This window comes from Streptomyces glomeratus, assembly GCF_021462825.1.
In the GTDB taxonomy this organism is placed as follows: Bacteria; Actinomycetota; Actinomycetes; order Streptomycetales; family Streptomycetaceae; genus Streptomyces; species Streptomyces glomeratus.
Window position 1 is genome coordinate 1 of record NZ_JAKEEB010000091.1, and the last position, 1,396, is coordinate 1,396.

1 protein-coding gene is annotated in these 1,396 nt (G+C 69.6%); it reads right to left on the reverse strand.

Annotation, left to right across the window (positions count from 1 at the left end):
- Positions 1–91: 91 nt before the first annotated feature.
- Complete coding sequence (locus LZ604_RS35430) at positions 92–1,369, reverse strand: IS701 family transposase (protein WP_234520341.1); 1,278 nt, start codon at positions 1,367–1,369, stop codon at positions 92–94.
- Between the last annotated feature and the right edge of the window lie 27 nt (positions 1,370–1,396).

Below are 1,396 nucleotides of genomic sequence, written 5' to 3' on the forward strand. Positions count from 1 at the left end.
CTAGTAGGACTTCGTTAGGTCTGTCTTGATCTTGGTGTGGTCCTGCGGGACAGGGGTTGGTGGCAGGTGGTGCAGATGCCGGTCCAGCAGTTCAGCAGGTCCTGGAGGGCGTCGAGGATCTGGTAGAGGGTGAGTCCGGTGTGTCGGCTTTTGGGGCCAGCCGCTGTTCGGTGAGGAAGGCATGGGCGGCGGTGACCAGGGTGGTGTGGTGGTGCCAGCCCGGCCAGGAGCGGCCTTCGAAGTGGTCCAGTCCCAGGCCGTGCTTGAGTTCCCGGTAGTCGTGCTCGATGCGCCAGCGGATCTTCGCCAGGCGGACCAGGTCGGCGATCGGGGTGTCGTCGAGCAGGTCGGACAACCAAAAGCGGGTCGGTTCGTCCTCACCCTCGGGCCATTCGGCCAGCAGTCGCACCTCGGGCAGGACGCCGTCCCACCGGCCGTGCTCAGCCACCGCGGCTGCCTGGGCCAGCCGACGCGAGCGCACCCCGGCCGGCCGGACCCGCATCGTGAGAAAGCGGGCGGTCATCGGGCCTCGGGAGCCTTCCCGCCAGGTCACCTCCTTGAAGGCGTCCCGCCCGGCGGCCGCTGCCAGATCCGCTACCGTCACCGGTGGCTGCCGGTAGCGAGGAACCGGCCGGCGGCCGGTGCCGGACCAGGTCGGGGCATCGGGGTGTGCGTCATGCGGCTGGACGGTGATATCGCCGCGGATGCCGACCACGTACGCGTGTTGCCGCTCGGCCAGGCCGGCGCGGAAGTCCGCGTTCTGGCCGTAGCCGGCGTCCGCCACCACGACCGGCGGCACCAGTCCCCATCCGGCCAGTTCGTCCAGGGCGTCCAGGGCCAGCCGCCACTTCTCCCGGTGCCCGACGTCCCTGGGCACTCCGGTCCGCCGGCGCCGCACGGCGTCATCCGCCCACTCCCGGGGCAGGAACAGCCGCCAGTTCAGCGGGCACGAGGCCGCATCGGAGACCGCGTGCATGCTGACGGCGACCTGGCAGTTGGCTTGCTTGCCCAGCGCACCGCAGTACTGGGGAGCGACGCCGACCGACATCCTGCCGTCCTTGGGGAACGACACGTCGTCGACCGCCCAGGCGTCCGGGCCGATCTGCGGCACCATCCGCCTGGCGATCCGCCGGCGCACCGGCACCGGATCCCACGTGGACTGGTTCACGAACTGCTGCAGGTTCTGCTCGTTGCCGTCCGGCAGCCGAGAGGCCATGGCCTGGATGGACTTGCGGCGGCCGTCCATCATCAGTCCCCGCAGATAGCAGTCGCTCTTGGCTCGCTGGTCCTTGCGCGGCACCGAGGCGAACACATCCGCCACGAATAACGCCAACGTCGCCCGAACACGGTTCACTTCATGTGCGTCCACACACTCACGGTGCCCCTGAACAAGGTC